This window comes from Streptomyces sp. SYSU D01066-1 (assembly GCF_054956795.1).
The window spans coordinates 346,614-364,117 of sequence record NZ_JBUDHV010000002.1 but is presented as its reverse complement, the minus strand read 5'-3'; the positions used below and the strand labels follow the sequence as shown (position 1 = coordinate 364,117).

The following is a 17,504-nucleotide window of genomic DNA, read 5'->3' as shown; positions in this document are numbered from 1 at the left end:
AACCGTGGCGGAACCCGCGGCGAGCGCGCAGCGGCTGGTCACCCTGGAGTCCGCGGCGGCCAGGAAGGGCATGCCGTCGCTGGAGGAACTCGCGCGGATGTCCGAGGAGGAGGCCGAGGAGGCGACGATCGACTCCCTCGACATCACCAAGACGACGACCTCCCTGTGCTCCTACGACGCCGACGGCGCGGAACGGGCCCTCGCCGCGATCCGCGAGGCCGGCGAGACGTGCGCCGAGGGCTTCGCCCTGACGGACGACGGCGAGCGGGAGCAGGTCACCGGGATCGTCACCGGCGAGATCGGCGCGGGCGAGGACGCCGTCGCCTGGACGGTCCGGGAGGAGGTGGCCGGCGAGCGGACCGAGACCAGGTCGCCGTCTTCCGCCAGGGCACCACCCTCGCGGGCTTCTCGTCCTTCGGCATCGCGGCCGCCACCCGGGGCGACGCCTTCGACCAGCCGACGGCGGTCATCGAGGCGCAGGCCGCGAAGCTCGGCTGACACGACGGAACCCCGGCCCGCCGAAGCGGGGCCGGGGTTCCGTCGCCTTGCTCTGGAGCGCCGGGCAGGCCTTGCACCTGCATCTCCCCGCAGGAAGCGGGACGTCTTTCCTTGGACCACCAACGCAGTGCCGGTTGTTCGGATCCGCTCCGTCGACCAGCTCATGATGATCGTACCGGACCCTCGGCCGATCCGCACATCGGGCTGTGGCCGCCGGAGCCGGTGGGGAATAGCCGGCCACCCCCTCCCGTTGAACCCCGGGCGAGTGAACGACCCGAAAGCAGGAGGCACCCCACCATGTCCATGTCCACAGACGCCGCGGGGGAGATCCGGGGCACCACGCACGGCACCGCCCCCGTCCCCCTCTCCGTCCTGGACCTGGTCACCGTCGGCGCCGGCCGCACCGCCTCCGACGCCCTGCGCACCAGCGTGGACATCGCCCGCCTCGCGGAGGCCCGCGGTTACCACCGGTACTGGGTCGCCGAGCACCACTCCATGCCCGGCGTCGCCTCCTCCTCGCCCGCCGTGATCCTCGCCCACCTCGCCGCGCACACCGACCGCATACGGCTCGGTTCGGGCGGCGTCATGCTGCCCAACCACGCCCCGCTCGTCATCGCCGAGCAGTTCGGCACGCTGGAGGCCATGGCCCCGGGCCGGATCGACCTCGGCCTCGGCCGGGCCCCCGGCACCGACGGCGCCACCGCCGCCGCCCTGCGCCGCAGCGACCGGCTGCACGAAGGCGCCGACGACTTCCCCCAGCAGCTGATCGAGCTGACCCGGTTCCTCGACGACGACTTCCCCGACGGGCACCCCTACGGCCGTATCCACGCCGTACCCGGTCCCGTGCAGGCGACCTCACCGGGCGGGGTGCAGTCCCCGCACCGCCCCCCGGTCTGGCTCCTCGGCTCCTCCGGCTTCAGCGCCCGCCTCGCCGCCACCCTCGGCCTGCCGTTCGCCTTCGCCCACCACTTCTCCGCGCAGAACACCCTCCCCGCCCTGGACCTCTACCGGGAGAACTTCCGCCCGTCCGAGGTCCTCGACGAGCCCTACGCCCTGATCGGCGTCTCCGCCCTCGCCACCGACGACGAGCAGGAGGCCCGGCGCCAGGTGCTCGCCGCCGCGCTGAACATGGTGCGGCTGCGCACCGGCCGGCCGGGACTCGTCCCGACGCCCGAGGAGGCCGAGGCGTACGACTTCAGCCCGATGGAGGAGGAGTTCGTCACCTCCTGGAACAGCAACGTCATCCACGGCACCCCGGACGCCGTCCGCGCCGGCCTCGACGACCTGCGGAAGCGGACCGGCGCCGACGAGCTGATGATCACCGCCAACGCGCACGGCGGCGACGTACGCCTGCGCAGCTACGAGCTGATCGCCGACGCCTACGGCTTGCCCGCGACCGCCTGAACCAGCAGCTCGGAGATGCGGTCCGGTGACACGGGACGGGAGTACAGCCAGCCCTGTCCCGTGTCGCAGCCGATCCGGCGCAGCCGGGTGGCCTGGTCGGAGGTCTCCACGCACTCCGCGGTGACCGTCAGGCCGAGCCGGTGGGCGAGCTGGACCATCGCCTCGACGATGACCTCGTCCGCCGGACTCGCACCGTCCCGCTCCGGGTCCCCGTCCCGCTCGGCGCCGCGCGCGTCGTACTGGAAGCCGCGGACGAAGGAACCGTCCAGTTTCAGGACGGAGACCGGCAGGCGGCTGAGGTACGCCAGGTTGGAGTACCCCGTGCCGAAGTCGTCGATGGCGATCTGCACGCCCATGTCGCTGAGGGCCTTCAGGGTCTGCAGCGGCCGGCCGGCCGAGCCCATCACCGCCGACTCGGTCAGCTCCAGTTGCAGCAGTTCGGGGGGGAGGCCCGTGTCCGCCAGGGTGCGTGCCACGTCCGCCACCAGGTCGGAGTCCCAGACCTGGCGGACGGCCACGTTGACGCTGACGAAGATCGGCGGCTCGCCCGGGTGGTCGAGCTGCCAGCGCCGCGCCTGCTCGCACGCCGTGCGCAGCACCCAGCGGCCCAGCGGGACGATCGAGCCGTCCTCCTCCGCCAGTGCGATGAACCGATTCGGCGCCAGTACGCCGAACTGAGGATGCTTCCAGCGGATGAGCGCCTCGACGCCCCGCAGCCGTCCGTCCTCCATGCCGACCAGCGGCTGGTACTCCAGCGCGAACTCGCCGCGCTCGATCGCCGGGCGCAGCGTGGCGGCCAGGGCCTGGCGGGTCATGCGGTGGGCGTTGCGCTCGGGGTCGAAGAGGGTCCAGCGGGCCTTGCCGTCGGCCTTGGCCCAGTACAGCGTGGTGTCGGCGGCCTGCATCAGGGCGGTGGGGCTGGTGCCGGCCGCGTGGCGTTCCACGACACCGACCGACGCGGTGACCGAGACGGGACGGCCGAAGAGGTCGACGGGCTCGCGCAGCGCGGTCAGCGCCGACTCGGCGAGGTCGGCGAGCTGGTCGGTGCCCGTGGAGCCCTCCACCAGCAGCGCGAACTCGTCGCCGCCGAGCCGGGCCACCAGCGGCGCGCCGGCACCGGTCCGGGGCTGCGCGGCCTCCTCGGCGCAGCGCGTCAGGCGTTCGGCGACGGCCGCCAGCAGCCGGTCCCCGGCGCGGTGGCCGAGGGTGTCGTTGACGGCCTTGAAGCCGTCCAGGTCGAGGTAGCACAGGCCGATCCGGCCGGTGCCGCCCTCGTAGGACTCCGGTTCCAGCGCGGCGGTGAGCCGCTCGAAGAACAGGGTCCGGTTGGGCAGCCGGGTCACCGGGTCGTGCATCTGCAAGTGCCGCAGCCGGGCCTGGAGTTCGTGCCGGGCGCTGATGTCGGCGACCGACAGCAGCAGCCCGGGGGTCTCCCCGGCCAGGGGTTCCACCGTGACCTGCGCCCACAGGAACTCGCCGTCGGGGCGCTTGAGCCGTCGCGTGCAGCGCAGCCGGGGCCGGCGCCCGCACAGCACCTCGCGGTAGGCCCGCCAGGCCCGGGTGTCGCCGGCGAGGTCCACCAGGTCCGCCGCCGACCGCCCGGCCAGCGCCTGGGGCGTGGTGCCGAAGAGGGTGCCGAGGGTGTCGTTGGCGCTGACGACGATCCCCTCGGAGTCGACGACGGCCATGGCGAGCGGCGCCGCCGTGAACGCCGAGCGGTAGGCCGGGGGTTCGGCGCGGGCCGGGGACTGCGCACGGGCCGGGGGCTCCGTACGACCCGTGTGCGCAGCACGGGTCGCCACCTCGATGTCACTCTCTGTGGCGGCCGACCCGTCGAGGTCTGCCACGGGCGCCGGCCCTTCGGACGTTCCGCTCACCGCTAGCTCCCGCAGTGCCTCGATCTCTGTCCGTGCAGGAAAGTGTGCCGATCATAGAGGGTGGTTCCCGGCCCTTCCAGCCGCACGGCGGTCGCCGGCTCTCCCGCACCCTCCTGACAGATCGTTTCTGCTCGCCCCTGGCCGGGTTCTAAACACCCCCGACCAGTTGTGACGTTCCGTGAGTGGGGGGAAGCGGCCACTTTCGGCAATCCGGTGACGGCTCACCCGTCCGGCCCACACCAACAGGGCGCAGTACGACAAATACGCACAAGCTGGGTGCGGTGTTCCGAGAACCGCACCCGGAGGTCCACGTGCCGCGCCAGCTCCCCCTGAGGCGACTTCCCCGTGAGACCCTCAAGGGCCTCGGCGCGGGCGGCCGGCCGGGCGGCGGAGCCTGGCCGAGACTGCGCAGCACCGCGGCCGTGGCCACCACCCTGTCGGCGCTGGCCGCGACCTCCCTGATCACCGCCCCCTCGGTGGCCGAGCCCTTCTCGCCCGCGCCCTGCGCCCTGGAACGCACCCAGGCGCACCACTCCGAGGGCGTGGCCACCTGGAACGCCGGCTACCCGCGGCCGGTCCGCGCGCTGGACGCGGTGATGGTGTTCCTGTCCTTCCCCGACTCCCGCCCCCTGGCCGCGCCCCGGGAGCTGGCCGCCGACCACTTCCCGGCCACCACCCGGTTCTTCCAGCGCGCCTCCTACGGCAAGTTCACGCTGCGCCCGCACCCCCTGCGGAACTGGATCCGGATGCCGCGCCCGTCGACGGCGTACGCCATACAGCGCGACTGGAGCGCCGAGCACCGCGCCGCCTACCTGCGCGACGCGCTCGCCGCGGCCGACGCCCGGGTCGACTTCTCCCGCTACGACATCGTGTACTTCGTCGCCGACCCGTACGCGCCCGGCGTGGACTCCGACGCCACGAAGGTCGTCAACCTGCGGACCCCGCTGCGCGCGGACGGCACCGACATCCGGCGGGTGGTCACGGTGTTCGAGGACCATCCGCCGGACCGGCTGGTCCTCGCCCATGAGACCGGACACGTCTTCGACCTGCCGGACCTGTACAACCGGCCCGTCGACGGCAGGGGCGACTGGGACACCCACGTCGGCGACTGGGACCTGATGGGCAGCCAGTTCGGGCTGGCGCCGGACCTGTTCGGCTGGCACAAGTGGAAACTGGGATGGCTCCAGCCGAGGCAGGTGGCGTGCGTGCGGGGCGCCGGCCCGGTCCGGCTCACCCTGGAGCCGCTGGGCGCGGGGCCCGGGGTGCCGGTGACCGGGGCGGCGGGGGCCCCGGCCTTCGGTCTCGGCCGGGGCACCAAGCTCGCGGTCGTGCGCACCGGCGCCGACGAGGTCCTCGCCCTGGAGGCGCGCGGCCCGGTCGGCAACGATGTCGCCGCCTGCCGGGCGGGGGTGCTGGTGTACCGGGTGCGCAGCGGGGCGGAGTCCGGCGGGGGGCCGGTCGAGGTCGTCGACGCCCACCCGCGCACCGGGGCGTGCTGGACGGACTCGGTCTATCCGCCGCTCGCCGACGCGCCAGTCGCCCTCGGCGAGAGCTTCACGGTGCCGGGGGAGGGCGTGCGGGTGGAGGTGGAGGGGCGGACGGTGTCGGGGGCCTGGACGGTGAAGATCGCGACGGGTCGCTTCGCGGAGGCGGGCGGATGACCGGCGGAGGCGGATGACCGGCGGAGGAGGGCGGCGGGTGGAGGAGGGCGGCGGGTGGCGCCCCCGCCACGCACGGCGAGGCCGGTTCGCGTTTCCGCGAACCGGCCTCGCCGTCGATGTCGTGCGCCGCCAGGGACTCGAACCCCGGACCCGCTGATTAAGAGTCAGCTGCTCTAACCAACTGAGCTAGCGGCGCCTGCTGACGTCGTAGACATTAGCACCCACCTCGGCGGGAGGAAAAATCGATATCCGCACGGCCGCGCGGGCCGCCCGCACCGCCGCCCACAGCAGGACCTCCGGGCCGGGCAGCCAGGGCCGGCGGGTGTCCGGGGCGACCAGCCAGCGGGCGGACGACCGGGCGGAGCCGGCCGGCGCGGGGACGGTCACGGTGTCCCCGGTGCCGTGGCAGAACAGGGGCGGCACGGCACCGGTACGGCCGTCGCCGTCGGACCGGCCGCGCGTCCCCCACTCCTCCCACGCCAGCAGCGAGGGCAGCCGCTGCGCGGTGCCCGGCGCGGCGAAGAGCAGTATCCGGCCGCGGCACTCCGCCACCGGGCCGGAGCCCGGACCCTCGGTCCACATCCGGTCCAGTATCCGGCGCCCGAACAGCACCGGGGCGCTCACCACGTCGAACGCCGAGCCGCACGGCAGGACCAGCGGGGTCTGGGGCCGCTCCTTCCAGAAGTCGAGCGTGTCGTGCGGACACGCGGTGGCGGAGGCCAGCCAGGCGGCACCGGACGGGGTGACGTGGGAGACGTGCGGAGGACTGCTCATGGGGGACTTGTCTACCGTCTGTGAAGAACCTGTATCCCTGAGTCGCCGGAACGCGGGACAAGGGCCGAGCCGGACCGGTATCGTGCCCGCTTCTTTGGCATATGCCCGTCGTTCTTCGTCTCGTCAGCCGCCGGTCAGACCGACTCGGCGTGCCCGGGGCCGCTCTCCCCGCCCCGCATCAGGTCCCGGCCGAACTCCACCATCTTCTTGGCGTAGTCCTCGGTCCACTCGGCCCGCTCCGCGATGTCCGCGGTGGTCAGCCGGTCGAACCGCCGCGGGTCCGCGAGCTGCGCCGCCGCCATCGCCTGGAACTCCACCGCCCGGTCCGTCGCCGCGCGGAACGCCTGGGTCAGCTCCGTGGCCCGGTCCAGCAGGGTCCGTGGATCGTCGATCGACTCCAGATCGAAGAAGTGCTCCGGGTCGGCGGCCGCGGCCGCGGGCTCGAAGAGCAGGGGCGCGGGGCGTAGCCGCGGTTCGTGGTGACGCGGCGTGGGCTCCGCCATGTCTCTCCTCCTCGTACGTCGCACATGACCCGGTGGGAACGGGCCACCGTCCATTGTCCCGCGCCCACGCAAGAGGGCCTTCCGCCGCGGCCCGGGCGCGGGGCCGGGGGCCGTGGACCGGTGCGCCGGCCGCCTGGGCCGGCCGCCTGCGGCGGCGTGCCGGGCGGCGTCCGGCGGGTGGGGCGGTGCTGTTCTGGGTGTCTGCGGGGCGGGTGGTGGTGGGGGTTGGTCAGGGTTGCCAGGTCACCCGGTGCCTGCGCCAGTGCTCCCAGGTGGACATCACCGCCTCCCAGCCGTCCGGGCTGTATTCGTTGGCCGCCTGCGGCGGCGTGCCGGACTCCGTCCGGCGGATGGGGCGGTGCTGTTCTGAGTGTCTGCGGGGCGGGTGGTGGTGGGGGGCTGGTCAGGGCTGCCAGGTCACCCGGTGCCTGCGCCAGTGCTCCCAGGTGGACATCACCGCCTCCCAGCCGTCCGGGAACTTCACGGTCGTGCCCAGTTGGACCGGTTCCGTGGACGGATAGGCGTCCAGGAGTTCGTCGACGCCCGCCCGGGAGACGACCACGCACGCGTGCCGGTGCCGGGAGGCCAGGACGCACAGGCGGCCGGTCTCCAGGTGGAACGCCGTGGCGTCGGGGCGGCCGGAGAGGGGGTGCAGGACCACCGTCACGTCGTACTCCCGTCCCTGGAGCCGGTTGGCCGTGTCGACGGTGACGCCGGTGACGCCGAGGGCGGCCAGCGCGGCGCGCACCGCCGCCGCCTGGTCGCGGTGGGCGGTGCCGACCGCGATCCGGCCCGAGGTGAGCGGCGCCGGGTCCGGTGAGCGCTCGGAGACCGCCGCCCCCTCCCGCTCCAGGAGCCGCCCGACGACCGCCGCCACCGCCCCCACCGCCTCCGGGTCCGTGCGCGGGGTGTGCCGCGCGGGCAGCTCCAGCAGGCCCCAGCCGGAGGCGGCGGCCTCGTCGATCACCCGGTCGGGGCCGGAACCGTCCGAGGGCACGGCGAAGGCGAGCCGCCGGTCGTCGGGGCCGGTGCCGCTGCGGAACGGCGTGAAGGGGTAGAACGCGTCCGAGACCAGGGGCGCCGCCGACGCCGGGAGGCGCCAGGAGACGGGGAGGCGGTGCTGGGGGAGGTCCGGGTTGTGCGCGAGCAGCGTGCTGACGGCGGAGGCCGACGGATCGTAGGACAGGCCCGCCCACTGCTCGCCGCCCACGATCGAGAACGGGTCCAGCTGCCCGGGATCACCCACGAACAGCGCCCGTTCGAACAGGCCGGCGACGGCGAGCAGTGAGTCCGAGCGCATCTGGTACGCCTCGTCGACGATCGCGTGCCGCCACGGCTCGTCCACCTTCACGTGCGCCCACTTCGCGGCCGTCGACAGCACCACCGCCAGCCCGGTCAGGTCGGCGGCCTTCGCTGACGTCCGTACGTTGTCCAGCGCGTCCAGCGCCTTGTCGTAGGGGTCGGTGTCGCTGCTGTGCAGCCGGCCCACCGGCAGCTCGGGGTTCTTCTCGGCGAGGCGCAGGACGAGGTCGTCGACCTGGGCGTTGGTCTGCGCGACCACCATCAGCGGGCGGCCCGCCTCGGCCAGCTCCAGCGCCGCCCGCACGACCAGCGTCGACTTGCCGGCGCCCGGCGGGGAGTCGACGACCACGCCGCGGTGCGTGCCGTGCAGGGTGTCGGCGAGGATCGCGTCGGTGGCACGGGCGGCCGCGGCGCCCGGATCGAAGGGAGCGGTGGCCGGACTTCCGGTGGCCGGTCCGCCGGTGGCCGGACTTCCGGTGGTCGGTCCGCCGGTGGTCGGCAGGGCCTCGGTGGTCACAGGAGGTCCTCCTCGGTCAGCGGGTCGGGGGCTTCCGGTACGGCGGCCGTCTCGCCCGGCGGCCCGCCGTGGGTCCACGGCGTCGCCTCCGGATCGGGCAGCTTCGCGCCGCCGCGCTGCTCGTGCTCGAAGAGGGTGAAGCAGATCCGGTCGCCCTTCTCGGGCACGGACCCGGCCTCCGGTTCCTTGCCGCGGCCCATCTTGTCGACGATCCGCAGGACGAAGACGCCCTCCCCGGCCTGCTCGACGTACTCGGCCGACTGCGGTTTCCCGCCCAGCGACCGGTACACCCGCACCCGCTCGCCGAGCTGCGGCCGGTCGTCGGTGCGGACGGTGACCAGCGGGCGCGGACTCGGCCGCCTGCCCTCGCTGTACGTCATGACCACGTCTACGACCTCCCCGGTGAACGCCTCCCCGGCGAGCCGTCGGCCCGCCATCACCAGCGGGTCGTCCAGGGCCTCCTGGGCGTCCAGGCGGGCCTGCTCGCGCTCCCGGGTGGCCAGCTTGTTCGCGGCCGTCACCGCGTCGTCGCGGCGCGGCTGCGGGGGCTCGCCGGAGACGATCCGGTCGCGGTGCCCGGTGAACGACCAGCGGTCGCGGGTCCACCGCTCCTCGACGTGCGCCCCGGCGGGCAGTCGCCGCAGCAGGTCCAGGCCGTGCCACACCGCGTCCCAGGTGGGCCGCGTACGGCTGAGCACCAGGTCGCGGATCTCCCGCTCGGCGGTGCTCACCGCGCCGTACCGCTCGTCGGCCTCCAGGCCGTCCTCGGCGGCGGCCAGCGCGGTGCGGGCGCGGTCGTAGCGCTCGATGGCGGGGGCGAGCAGCTTGTTGTCGAACGCCGGGTCGGTGGCCGGACCGGCGGGCGGGCACAGCAGCTGGCCGTCCGCGTCCCGGGCCAGCTCCGCCCGCAGCGCGGCCTCGGCCCCGGTGGTGCCCTCCGGCGGGTCGATCCAGGCCAGCAGGGCGCCGAGGTGCTGGTCCTCCAGCGTGGACTGCCCCGTCGCCCAGTGCCGGCCCAGCAGATCGGTCATGGCGAGCAGGAGGGAGGAGCCGGGGACGCGGGCCCGCTCGCCGTAGTGGGTCAGCCAGCGGCCGAGCAGCGGCACCCGCGGCGGCGCGGGGTGCGGGGCCTGCGGGTCCTGGTCGGCCGTGCGCCGGAACCGCATGGAGCGGCCCAGCAGCCGCACCAGGCCGATGCCCGCACGGCTCGGCACCACCAGTTGCGCGGCGTCCGCGCAGAGCTCGACCTCCACCTTGACCCGCTTGCCGGTCTCCGGGTCGGTCTCGGTGCGCTCGGCGGCCTCGACGGCGTCGGCGTACGCCTCGATGTGCGGCAGGACGACGTCGGCCAGCTCGGCCAGGAACCCGAACCGCAGGTCGCGGTCGCGGGGCTGGGGGACGACCAGCAGGCGCGGGGCGTCGCGGTCGGTACCGACCAGGGCGCCGAGCGGGGCGCCGACCTCGCCGGCCGTGACGAGCGGGACGAGGACCAGGGGCCGGTCGGACAGGTGCCGGTGCCGGACGGTGGCGGCCGGCTGCGCACGGCCGGTGCGTACGGCCTCCAGCCGGGCGAGCGTGCCGATCAGCGCCATGCCGCCTCCACCGCCCGCGCCTCGGCGGTCTCCGCCGTCTCAGTGGTTCCGGCGGCCCTGGGGGTTTCAGGAGGCTCGGAGGTCCCGCGGGTTTCGGGGATTCCGGCAATCCCAGTGGTCCCGGCGGTCCCGAGGGTCCCGGCAGCCTCGGCAGTCCCAGTGGTCCCGGCAGTCACAGTGGTCCCGGCGGTCCCGACAGCCCCAGTGGTTCCGGCGGTCCCCGGGGTCCCGGCAGCCTCGGCAGTCCCAGTGGTCCCGGCAGTCACAGTGGTCCCGGCGGTCCCGACAGCCCCAGTGGTCCCGGCGGTCCCCGCGGTCCCGGCAGCCTCGGCAGTCCCAGTGGTCCCGGCAGTTTCGGCGGCCTCCAGAGGCTCGGCGGTTTCCGGCGGCCGCGCCGCCTCCAGTGCCTCGGCCCGCAGTTCCGCCGCCCGGCGCAGCGCCGCCACCGCCGGATCGTCCGGGTCACCGGCCGTGCCGTCGGCCGCCGCCAGCACGTCCTCGACCGTCGCCAGCCCGCCCAGCTCGGCCCGCGCCTGACGGCCGAGAGTGGTCACCGCGCCCGCCGCCCGGGACCGGGCACGGCAGTGGAAGGCCAGCTCGCAGGCGGACAGGCACTCGGGCGCGTACGCCGCCGGGACCGCCTCGACCGCCGCCGCCAGCTCCTCGGCCGGCCGGTCCGGGGCGAAACACGTGCCCTCGGGCAGGGCGTCGGCGATCTCCTCGATCCGGGTGAGCCGGGCCAGCTGCCGGCCGGTCACCGCGCGCTGCTTGCGCACGTCGACGGCGGCGGCGGTGGGCAGGTTGGAGAAGTCCTTGGGGCAGACGAGCAGGACCCGGTGGCGTACGCGCGGGACGGGCCGCAGCCGCGCGGCCAGCTCCTCCAGCGCCAGCACGTACACCGCGGCCTGCCGGGCCGCGGCACCGACCTTCGCCGGGTCCGCCGAGCCGTCCAGCACCGGGAACGACTTGATCTCCACGACCGTCCAGCTGCCGTCCGGGTGCACCACCACTGCGTCCGGCTCCAGGTAGGCGGGGGAACCGGCCACGTCCAGGGCGAGCATCGGATGGTCGAGGAGGGTCCACGCGGCGGCCCCGGTCGCCTCCCGCAGCACCAGCTCCGTGCGCGCCGTGCGCCCCCGGGGACCGTCCGCGGTCAGATCGGGCGTCTCGGCCTCGCGCGGCGGCTCGGCGCCCCGGTCCAGCTTCTCGTGCACCAGCCGCAGCAGCTCCGCGCCGCCGTCCGCCTTGACCCGGCTCTCGAACGCGTTGCCCCGTACGAAGGCGAACTGGGACTGGCCGAAGACCGACGGCGCGCCCAGCGCGCTCGCCAGGCTCGTCTTGTCCACCCCGGCGCCGTCCAGGATCGCGCGCCGTCTGCACCCGGGGTTGGCCGCGAGGGCGGCCAGGGCGCGGGCGTCCAGGGCCTTCGGGGGGACGTCGGGGCCGCGCAGCTCAGCGAGCCGGTGCCGGAGCGCCGTCTCCCGTGTCCGCGGGGGAGGCGTCCGGCCCGGCTGTGGGCCGGGGCCGCTCGTCGCGCTGGCGTGGAAATCGCTCACCCGCGGAAGTCTCGCACCCCCCACTGACAACAGGGGACTCCGAACTGACAACGGGGGGATCCGAACTGACGGCGGAGGAGTCCGGACTGGCAACGGGGAAGTCCGAGACCGCGGAGCGCCGCGCGAGGCGGACGCCCGCCGGGGCGGACCAGGCGGTGACCGCGCCCCGCGCCCGCTCCGCGCCGCGCAGCACGTACGGCGTCAGCACCAGCCCCGCGCCCATCACCACCGCGCCCGCGACCGCGTCGAGGAAGTAGTGGTTGGCGGTGCCCATCACCACGACCGTGGTCACCAGCGGGTAGACCACGCCGGCCGCCCGCTTCACGCGCGTGCCGCCGAACCGCCACAGCATCACCCCGCACCACAGCGCCCAGCCCACGTGCAGGCTCGGCATCGCGGCGTACTGGTTGGTCATCCCGCCCAGGCCGCGCGGCGCGCTCGCCTCCCCGCCCCACCAGCCGTACGAGCTGTAGTGGGCCATCGTGTCCACGAAACCGTGGGCCGGGGCGAGCAGCCGGGGCGGACAGGTCGGCAGCAGGGTGAAGCCGATCAGACCGATGAACGTGGACGTCAGCAGCCAGGTCCGGGCGGCGCGGTAGCGCACCGCCCGGGAGCGGAAGATCCACACCAGCACCAGGGGCGTCACCAGGTAGTGCAGGGACGCGTACCAGAAGTCGGCGGGCACGCCGAGCCAGGGCTCACGGGTGAAGAGACGGTTCAGCGGGTGCTCGGCGTTGAGGTGGAGCACCTTCTCGACGCGCAGGACGGCCAGGCCGTGCTCGACGGCGTCGGAGACGTCGCCCCGCACCAGCAGCCGGCCGGCCGAGTAGCAGGCGTAGACGAGGAGGATCAGCGGCAGCTCCGTCCACCAGCGCGGACGGTCCCCGGGGGCCGCCTCGGTGCCTGGTGCGTCGGCGCGCGGCATCCGATCGACCTCCCCTTCTTCCTCTTCTTCTTCCTCGCGTCCTGCCCTGGACACCCGCCGGTTCCGGGCGTGTCACTCTACGGCGGCGGAGGCCCGCGGGGCGCCTCCGGCCCTGATAGACGTCACGGCCGCCCCCCGGGTTGCCCGTACCGGGTGTACGCGATGATGGAAGGGCTGCACCCCGCATTTACCCGTCATTCACCCTGAAAGGCCGTTTTCATGGCACCGCGCATCCTGCTCGCCCGGCACGGACAGACGGAGTGGTCGCTGTCCGGCAGACACACGGGCAGGACCGACGTGCCCCTCCTGGAGGAGGGCCGGCGCGGCGCCGAACTGCTCGGCGAGCGGCTGCACCGGGCGCCCCTCGACGGCCTGCCCGCCGCCGAGGTGCGCACCAGCCCGCTGGTACGCGCGCGTGAGACGTGCGAACTGGCCGGCTTCGGCGACCGGGCGCAGACCTGGGACGCGCTCATGGAGTGGGACTACGGGGCCTACGAGGGGATGACGCCGGCCGGGATCCAGGCGGTCCGGCCGGGCTGGCTGATCTGGCGGGACGGTGTCCCCGAGGGGGAGAGCACGGCGGACGTCACCGCGCGCGCGGACGAGGTCGTCGCCTGGGCCCGGGAGGCCGACCGCGACGTCCTGGTCTTCGCCCACGGCCACATCCTGCGGTCGATCGGCGCCCGCTGGCTCGGTCTGCCGCTGGAATTCGGGGCCCGCATACGCCTGAACCCGACCTCCCTGTCGGTGCTCGGCTGGGCCTACGGCGAACCGGCCGTCGAGAACTGGAACGACATCGGTCACCTGGTGGGGTGACGGGATCTGTCGGGTCCGGTCGCCTGGTCATTTGGTGGGGTGGCGGGGTCTGTCGGGTCCGGTCGCCTGGTCACTTGGTGGGACGACGGGGGCTGTCGGCCCCCGCCACCCGGTCACCTGGTGGCGTGACGGGACCCGCCGGCCCCGTCACGCCGTACGCGGCAGCGCCCCGTGGCGCTCCAGGAACGTCGACACCCCGCGCGTTTGGCGATGCGGCGTCAGCACCCGGGCCGTGCCCGCCAGCATCGTCTGGACCCGGGTGGACTGGACCTCCCCGAGCAGGTCCAGTACCCGCAGACCGGCCGCGGCCGCCGCGTCCGGCCGGCCGCCGCGGGCGTGGTCGTCGGCGAGTTCCGCCGTGTACAGGGCGATGTTGCGGGTGAAGTGCGGGTCCTGGAGCTCGACCGCGCGGCGCGCGTGCCGGGCCGCCCGCGGCCAGTCGCCCAGCGCGGACCAGCACTGAGCCTCCAGCCCCTCCAGTTCGGCCTCGCCGTAGAAGCTCATCCAGTCGGGGTCGGCGTCGGACGGGCCCCGGCCGAACAGGGCCTGCGCCCGGGCCAGCGCCTGCTCGCAGCCGGCCCGGTCGGCCAGCCCCGCCCAGCCGCCCGCCTCCCGCAGGACCAGCAGCGACATCAGCCGGTCGGAGCCCAGTGGCCGGGCGGCGCGCTGCGCGGCCTGGGCGGCCCGGACCGCCTCCCGGGGCCGGCCCGCGTCGCGCGCGAGGAACGCCGTGTTGCAGAAGGCGTGCGCCTCCAGGGCCGCGTCCCCGGTCATCCGGGCGGTCGCCAGCGCCTCCGCGTAGTGGGAGCGCGCGTCGTCGAAACGCCCGGAGTCATGGGCCAGCCAGCCCACGGAGAGCGCCAGTTCGCCGGCGCCCGCGTAGAGCCGGTCCGCCGTCGCCTGGCGCATCGCACCGGCGTCCAGCAGCGCGTACGCGGCGCGCAGCGGGGCCGCCGCGCGCCGGTAGAGTCCGTCGGCGCCGTGCCGGTCGTCGAGCAGCCGGATCTGGCGGACGGCTTCCTCCAGGGCGCCGGCGTCGCTCGCCCCGCAGCGGCGCACCGGACGTTCGGCCGCCGGGGCGTCCAGGGCGAGTCCCAGCGGGCCCAGCGAGGCGGCGGCCATCGTGACGGTCCCGCCCCTCATGAATGCGCGACGCAGCACGTCGCTCTCCTCGTGGTCGTCGTGCGTGTACGGGTTCCCCGGGCCGTCCGGGGAGACGGGTGCCGCCGTCCCCCCGCCCGCCTCCGCCCGGTCCGCCGGGGCCTGGTCCTGGTCCGCCGCAGCCGCAGCGGTGCGCGCGTGCCGGCCGCGGACCGACGAACGGGGCGCGAACCCCAGGTCGGTGAGGGTGCGGCCGGGGAACATGTGCAGGAACACCCGCTCGTACGCGTAGTTGGGACAGCGGATCTCGCCCGTCTCCACCCGGCCGACGTACCGCGCGTCGCAGCTGACCCGCTCGCCGATCTCGCGCGCGGCCCGCCGGACCGCCGCCGCGAACTCGGCCGGCGAGCGCCGGCCGCGCAACTGGCGGAAGACCAGGTTCGGCCGCGGTGGCCGGTCGGGCTGGGGTGGGGTCACCGTCGACGACGCCATGGCCGGTCCTCCCGTACGAACCGTGGAACCCTGCCGGACCCGGGGCGACCCGTCAGGGGAGTTCCCCTTGCCCGCCCGGCGTCCGGCGAGCACGAACGTACCGTCTGTGACGGAGCCGCGACGCGCTGTTTGAGCACAAAAGCGGATAAGCCCTCCACGATCCGCCATGAAGTGCCATTCTTTGTGGCGGAATCACGCCGTAGCCGTGGCCGGGCCGACGCGTTGAACCCTGTGGATCGGGGTCTGTCCCCGGCCCGTTCGTCCGAGGAACGTCTCCGTGTCGTCCGAGGAGTGTGAGGAGTGTTTCCGTGTCGTCCGAGGAGTGTTCCGTGGCGGAGACCGGGGTGGGGGCCGGGGTGGAGACCGGCCGGGTCAGCGGCCCCCGGGGCGCGCGCGAACCCTGTGACGTCGTGACGGTGCCGACCCGGCAAGGGCTGGAGGCCGTCGACATCCTCATACGGGGAGCCGCGGAGGCGGTGGGTCCGGTCCTGCACGACGACGGCCGCGACACCCTCGGCTTCCTGGTGCCGCCGGGCACCGCCGCCGCCTGGGACGTACCGGGGAGCACGTGTACGGGGACGGGGGAGCGGGACGCGCCACCGGTCCCGCGGTCCCCGGTGCGGGGCCCCGGCTGGCTGCTGCCGCCCGAGGAGACGGATCCCGCCACCGACCCGGCCGTCCTGCGCGCCGCGCTCGACGAGGCGGCCCGGCTGATCGAGGCGGCGGACAACTGCCGTTGAGCCGCGGCGCGCGCCCGCCGGCCCCGGCACGCGGCGGCACGGGCCGGACGGCCCCCGGCACGCGGCGGCACGGGCCGGACGGCCCCCGGCGATAATGGCCCCATGGGAAAGTCCAGGAACCCCCGTCGCGGACGGGCCGGCACGGAAGCCGTCGTCGAGGAGGTCGACGGCGGACGCGCCGAACTGGTCCCCGACCGTGAGCGGCCCCGTGCCTGGACCCTGCTGATCGACGGCGCCCCGCAGTCCCACGTCGACCTGGACGACCCGGCCCGCCTCTCCTTCGAGTACCAGCGCCGCTTCGGGCACGTCATCGACCTCGCCGCACCGCCGGGACGGCCCCTGACCGCCGTGCACCTCGGCGGCGGGGCCCTCACCCTCGCCCGTTACGTCGCCGCCACCCGCCCCCGTTCCACCCAGCAGGTCGTCGAGCGGGACGCGGCCCTCGTCCAGCTGGTCCGCCGGGAACTGCCCCTGGACCCGGGCGCGCGCGTCCGCGTCCGGTCCGCCGACGCCCGCGCCGGACTGGCCAGGATGCCGCACGGCAAGGCCGACCTGGTCATCGCCGACGTCTTCAGCGGCGCCCGCACCCCCGCCCACCTGACCTCGGCCGAGTTCCTGGACGAGGTCCGCCTCGCCCTCGCGCCCGGCGGGATCTACACCGCCAACCTCGCCGACGGCCCGCCCCTGGCCCACCTGCGCGGCCAGATCGCCACCGCCGCCACCCGCTTCGCCGAACTCGCCCTCATCGCCGACCCGGCCGTCCTGCGCGGCAAGCGCTTCGGCAACGCCGTCCTCGTCGCCTCCGACCGGCCGCTGCCGCTCGCCGAGCTGACCCGCCGCGCCGCCTGTGACCCCCAGCCCGCCCGGGTCGAACACGGCCGGGCGCTCACCGACTTCGCAGGCGGCGCCGCCCCCGTCACGGACGCCGCGGCGATGCCCTCCCCGGCGCCGCCGCCCTCGGTCTTCCGCTGACCCCGGCCCGTCCGGCCGCCGTTCGGCAGGCCCGCCGAGCGGCGGCGCCAGCCGGTTCGTCGCCCGGGAGTCCTGCCGCTCAGCCGGTTCGTCGCCCGGGAGTTCCGCCGGTCGGCCGCTCGGGGGCCTGCCGCCCAGTGGTCCCGCCGTTCAGTAGTTCCCGATCTCCACCCGTGGCGGCCCGTCGTGCCAGGTGCAGAACACCGACACCCGGTCGGCGCCCGAGGAGAACTCCACCCGGATCCACGACTCCGTCTTCCACACCTGCATCGACCAGCCCGCGCCCGGTGTCGCCGACACCAGCGACGCCGAGGCCGGCCCCAGGTCGAAGACCGCCCGGCCGCCCTCGGTGTCGTAGCTCTTGACCTGCCCGGAGGCGGTGTCGGCGGACGCGGGGGGCGGGGTGGGGGACTTCGGGGCGGCGGAGGCCGGCGTCCGGGAGGGCGCCGCGCTCGGTTCCCGGGAGGCGGGGGCGGTCTCGGAGGGCGCCGGGGACGGCGACGGGCTGTCCGACGGCGCGGGCCGGCGGGTGGAGGACGCCGACGACCGCGACGCCTGCGTCTCCTCGGCCACCGTGATGGGCAGGGCGCGGGGCGGGTCGTACGCCGTGCCCGCCATGACCGTGTGCACGCCCCACCACGACAGGGTGACCGCCGCGCCCGTGGCGAGCAGCCAGGCCAGTACGTGTACGAGTCCTCTGCGCATCGCGGCCATACTGCCCCACCCGCCCCATGAGTGTCGCGCACGGAAAGTTATCCACAGGCCTGAACTCGC

The 17,504-nt window shown here is 75.0% G+C and carries 14 protein-coding genes, 1 tRNA gene and 1 pseudogene; 5 read left to right on the top strand and 11 right to left on the bottom strand.

Going from position 1 to position 17,504, the window contains the following annotated elements:
• Nucleotides 1-171 precede the first annotated feature (171 nt).
• The gene (locus tag ACY1JF_RS03520; RefSeq protein ID WP_462703452.1) at nucleotides 172-501 is read right to left on the bottom strand and encodes a hypothetical protein; all 330 of its coding nucleotides are present in this window, start codon (nucleotides 499-501) and stop codon (nucleotides 172-174) included.
• Nucleotides 502-801: 300 nt separating this feature from the next.
• Here ACY1JF_RS03520 and ACY1JF_RS03515 point away from each other — a divergent pair, with 300 nt between their 5' ends.
• Nucleotides 802-1,902 carry an LLM class flavin-dependent oxidoreductase gene (locus ACY1JF_RS03515; protein WP_462703495.1) on the top strand — a complete coding sequence of 367 codons (1,101 nt, stop codon included), beginning with the start codon at nucleotides 802-804 and terminating at the stop codon, nucleotides 1,900-1,902.
• Here ACY1JF_RS03515 and ACY1JF_RS03510 read toward each other — a convergent pair.
• Nucleotides 1,878-3,779, bottom strand: a complete 1,902-nt coding sequence (locus ACY1JF_RS03510; RefSeq protein WP_462703451.1) for a putative bifunctional diguanylate cyclase/phosphodiesterase — start codon at nucleotides 3,777-3,779, stop codon at nucleotides 1,878-1,880. The two genes, ACY1JF_RS03515 and ACY1JF_RS03510, sit on opposite strands and share 25 nt — an antisense overlap.
• 281 nt (nucleotides 3,780-4,060) lie before the next feature.
• Between ACY1JF_RS03510 and ACY1JF_RS03505 the strand changes: the two genes are divergently transcribed.
• Nucleotides 4,061-5,440 (top strand): M6 family metalloprotease domain-containing protein, encoded by a 1,380-nt coding sequence (locus tag ACY1JF_RS03505; RefSeq protein WP_462703450.1) that lies wholly within the window; start codon nucleotides 4,061-4,063, stop codon nucleotides 5,438-5,440.
• Between the two features lie 122 nt (nucleotides 5,441-5,562).
• On the opposite strand, the gene ACY1JF_RS03500 is transcribed toward ACY1JF_RS03505, so the two are convergent.
• The 7 genes and pseudogenes from ACY1JF_RS03500 to ACY1JF_RS03470 form a co-directional block, all read right to left on the bottom strand.
• Nucleotides 5,563-5,636: transfer RNA gene (locus tag ACY1JF_RS03500), tRNA-Lys, on the bottom strand.
• Complete coding sequence (locus ACY1JF_RS03495) at nucleotides 5,627-6,214, bottom strand: bifunctional DNA primase/polymerase (protein WP_462703449.1); 588 nt, start codon at nucleotides 6,212-6,214, stop codon at nucleotides 5,627-5,629. The genes ACY1JF_RS03500 and ACY1JF_RS03495 overlap by 10 nt, the downstream gene beginning before the upstream one ends.
• Nucleotides 6,215-6,348: 134 nt before the next feature.
• The gene (locus ACY1JF_RS03490) at nucleotides 6,349-6,717 is read right to left on the bottom strand and encodes a hypothetical protein (RefSeq protein ID WP_462703448.1); all 369 of its coding nucleotides are present in this window, start codon (nucleotides 6,715-6,717) and stop codon (nucleotides 6,349-6,351) included.
• A 403-nt stretch (nucleotides 6,718-7,120) separates the two neighbouring features.
• Nucleotides 7,121-8,404 carry an AAA family ATPase gene (locus tag ACY1JF_RS03485; protein WP_462703494.1) on the bottom strand — a complete coding sequence of 428 codons (1,284 nt, stop codon included), beginning with the start codon at nucleotides 8,402-8,404 and terminating at the stop codon, nucleotides 7,121-7,123.
• A 128-nt stretch (nucleotides 8,405-8,532) separates the two neighbouring features.
• Nucleotides 8,533-10,128 carry a hypothetical protein gene (locus ACY1JF_RS03480; protein WP_462703447.1) on the bottom strand — a complete coding sequence of 532 codons (1,596 nt, stop codon included), beginning with the start codon at nucleotides 10,126-10,128 and terminating at the stop codon, nucleotides 8,533-8,535.
• Nucleotides 10,129-10,520: 392 nt separating this feature from the next.
• Nucleotides 10,521-11,684: pseudogene (locus tag ACY1JF_RS03475) on the bottom strand (hypothetical protein); the annotation flags it as partial.
• On the bottom strand, nucleotides 11,581-12,609 hold the full coding sequence (locus ACY1JF_RS03470; RefSeq protein ID WP_462703493.1) for a phosphatase PAP2 family protein: 1,029 nt from the start codon (nucleotides 12,607-12,609) through the stop codon (nucleotides 11,581-11,583). The pseudogene ACY1JF_RS03475 and the gene ACY1JF_RS03470, both read right to left, overlap by 104 nt.
• A gap of 219 nt (nucleotides 12,610-12,828) precedes the next feature.
• Between ACY1JF_RS03470 and ACY1JF_RS03465 the strand changes: the two genes are divergently transcribed.
• The gene (locus ACY1JF_RS03465; protein ID WP_462703446.1) at nucleotides 12,829-13,425 is read left to right on the top strand and encodes a histidine phosphatase family protein; all 597 of its coding nucleotides are present in this window, start codon (nucleotides 12,829-12,831) and stop codon (nucleotides 13,423-13,425) included.
• 147 nt (nucleotides 13,426-13,572) lie between these two features.
• Here the strand turns inward: ACY1JF_RS03465 and ACY1JF_RS03460 are convergent, their stop codons facing one another.
• A complete protein-coding gene (locus ACY1JF_RS03460; RefSeq protein ID WP_462703445.1) occupies nucleotides 13,573-15,018 on the bottom strand; it encodes a hypothetical protein in 1,446 nt (481 codons plus the stop codon).
• Between the two features lie 344 nt (nucleotides 15,019-15,362).
• Here ACY1JF_RS03460 and ACY1JF_RS03455 point away from each other — a divergent pair, with 344 nt between their 5' ends.
• Together ACY1JF_RS03455 and ACY1JF_RS03450 are read left to right on the top strand one after the other, a co-directional pair.
• Nucleotides 15,363-15,758, top strand: a complete 396-nt coding sequence (locus ACY1JF_RS03455; protein ID WP_462703492.1) for a hypothetical protein — start codon at nucleotides 15,363-15,365, stop codon at nucleotides 15,756-15,758.
• A gap of 102 nt (nucleotides 15,759-15,860) precedes the next feature.
• Nucleotides 15,861-16,730 carry a spermidine synthase gene (locus tag ACY1JF_RS03450; protein ID WP_462703444.1) on the top strand — a complete coding sequence of 290 codons (870 nt, stop codon included), beginning with the start codon at nucleotides 15,861-15,863 and terminating at the stop codon, nucleotides 16,728-16,730.
• Nucleotides 16,731-16,880: 150 nt separating this feature from the next.
• Here the strand turns inward: ACY1JF_RS03450 and ACY1JF_RS03445 are convergent, their stop codons facing one another.
• Nucleotides 16,881-17,435 (bottom strand): hypothetical protein, encoded by a 555-nt coding sequence (locus ACY1JF_RS03445; protein WP_462703443.1) that lies wholly within the window; start codon nucleotides 17,433-17,435, stop codon nucleotides 16,881-16,883.
• Between the last annotated feature and the right edge of the window lie 69 nt (nucleotides 17,436-17,504).